The organism is Bradyrhizobium sp. (assembly GCF_049581145.1).
Lineage (GTDB): Bacteria > Pseudomonadota > Alphaproteobacteria > Rhizobiales > Xanthobacteraceae > Bradyrhizobium.
In genome coordinates this window covers 1-1,896 of sequence record NZ_JBAURI010000070.1, presented here as the reverse complement: position 1 = coordinate 1,896, position 1,896 = coordinate 1, and the positions used below count along the sequence as shown (strand labels likewise).

Here is a 1,896-nt window from a genome sequence, read left to right as displayed (position 1 = left end):
GCCGGGTAATGACAATAGGGGCAGGGCATCTTTTGCAGCTTCCGAATCGGAGACGATAAAAGCGCAATTCCGCAAATGAACCAGATGGCCATTACGATACCATCGAAGCCCTCGGAAAACGGATGAACGAGCCACCACACGACGCCTGCACCTGCGAAACAACATAGAAACCATATGAGATATCGCTTGAATATCAACTTGCGCGCGATTTGCACATTAGAGAAGAATTCGTCAGACGCGATTGACATGTTCTGCCTTTAGAGAGCGGGCGAGTTGTCGCCGAGCATGGCTTCGCGGACGATCTTGATGGGCGGGAATCCCTGGCGAAGGAAATCGTCGTGGAACTTCTCGAGCGAGAAGGCTGAGCCTTCCTTCTTTTTCATATCTTCGCGGAGCTTCATGATTTCGAGCTTACCGAGTGTGTAGTAGAGGTAGGTCGGATCGCCGGCGCCGCGCTTAGTTTCGACGATCGCGTTTTCTTTCGATTGAAAGCCTTCCTTCTGGAAGAAATCCTCCGCTTGCTCGACGGTCATGTTGCCCGTGTGCATCTGGATGCCTACGATGAAACGAGCATTGCGCAGAAGTGCGTCCTGCAGCTGGCCGAGACGCAGGAATTTCGATTCTCGCTCGTCCTTGGCGCCGACGCCGCGCTGGCCATAGCCTTCGTCGAGCATCATCTGTTCGCAGTAGTGAGCCCAGCCCTCGACATCGGTGGCTGCGCCGAGCAGTTTGCGGACTTTGCTGGGCGCCTGCGGCAGCCAGAGGAATTGAACGTAGTGGCCCGGGTAGGCTTCGTGGACGGCAGTGGAGATGAGCGTGCCGACATTGAATCCGTGCATGTAGCCGTCGACTTCAGCGGGCGTCATGGATGGATCGGGGAGCGTGACGTTGAAGTAGGCCTCGGTGGAGTGGGTTTCGTAGGGGCCGGGTGTGTCCATGCTGGCGGTGGTGGTGGCGCGCATGAAGGGCGGCGTTTCTTCGAGGATGGGGCGCACATCGGAGGGCAGAGTGACGATGTGATGCGACTGAATGAAGGCGACGAGGCCGTTGAAGGTTGAGCGGAACGAGTCGAGGAGCTGGCCGGGCGCGGGATGCATTCGCCCAAGTTCTTCGAGAACGGCGTGCGGATCTTTGCCGGGCTCGAGTTCAGCGGCGATTTGCTTGAAGTGGTCCTGATTCTGGCGCAGATTCGCCCAGCCAATTTCGAGGAGCTTGTCGAGCGGGAGATCAACCATTTCGTCGTAGAGGAGCTTCTTGCGGAAGGCGTCAGCGCCGATGCGGAAGTCGCCGTTGGAGCGCGGAAGCAGGTCGGATTTGAGCCACTGCTGATAGTCGTTGAGCGCGGCGATGACGGCGGCGTTGGACTGCGCGAAGTCGGCTTTGACGGCTGGATCTTTGGCGTCAGTGAAGGCGTCGGGCACGTCGTGCTGGAAGAAGCTGATTACGCCGGGGAGCTGCTCGATGGCGATGTCGGTGAAGATGCGCGGCGGGTTCTTGAGATTGACATGGGCCGCTGCGAGGAGCGAGGGCATCTGTTTTTCGCGCGCGATGAGAGAGCGCAGGCGGTCGTCGGGCGGAGCGAATTTGCGCTCCATGAGGACGAAGGCGGCATTGGCGCAGGTGCTGGAATAGTTGTCGGGCTGCTTTTCCCATGGGCGGATGACTTCGAGGGCGAGCAATTGAGAGCGAATGGAGGACAGCACGATTTCGCGGTCGCTCCGCGGGACGAAGTCGGCGGGAGAATCGTCGGGCTGGATAGCTTCTACGCGTTTCTCGAAGCTGTGGAGCCTTGCGATTTCCTCATCGATAGTCTCGCGCGAGAAGTCTTCGAGCTGGGGGTCGTACTGGTGAAAGCCGACCTGGGTTCCGGCGGACGGGGCGTAGTGAAAGTACGCC

1 protein-coding gene is annotated in these 1,896 nt (G+C 58.9%); it reads right to left on the bottom strand.

All coding sequences use genetic code 11. The annotated features are described in order from the left end of the window. Window positions 1–257: 257 nt before the first annotated feature. On the bottom strand, window positions 258–1,896 hold a 1,639-nt coding region (locus WCB02_RS01940; RefSeq protein ID WP_423955770.1), incomplete at its 5' end, for a DUF885 domain-containing protein.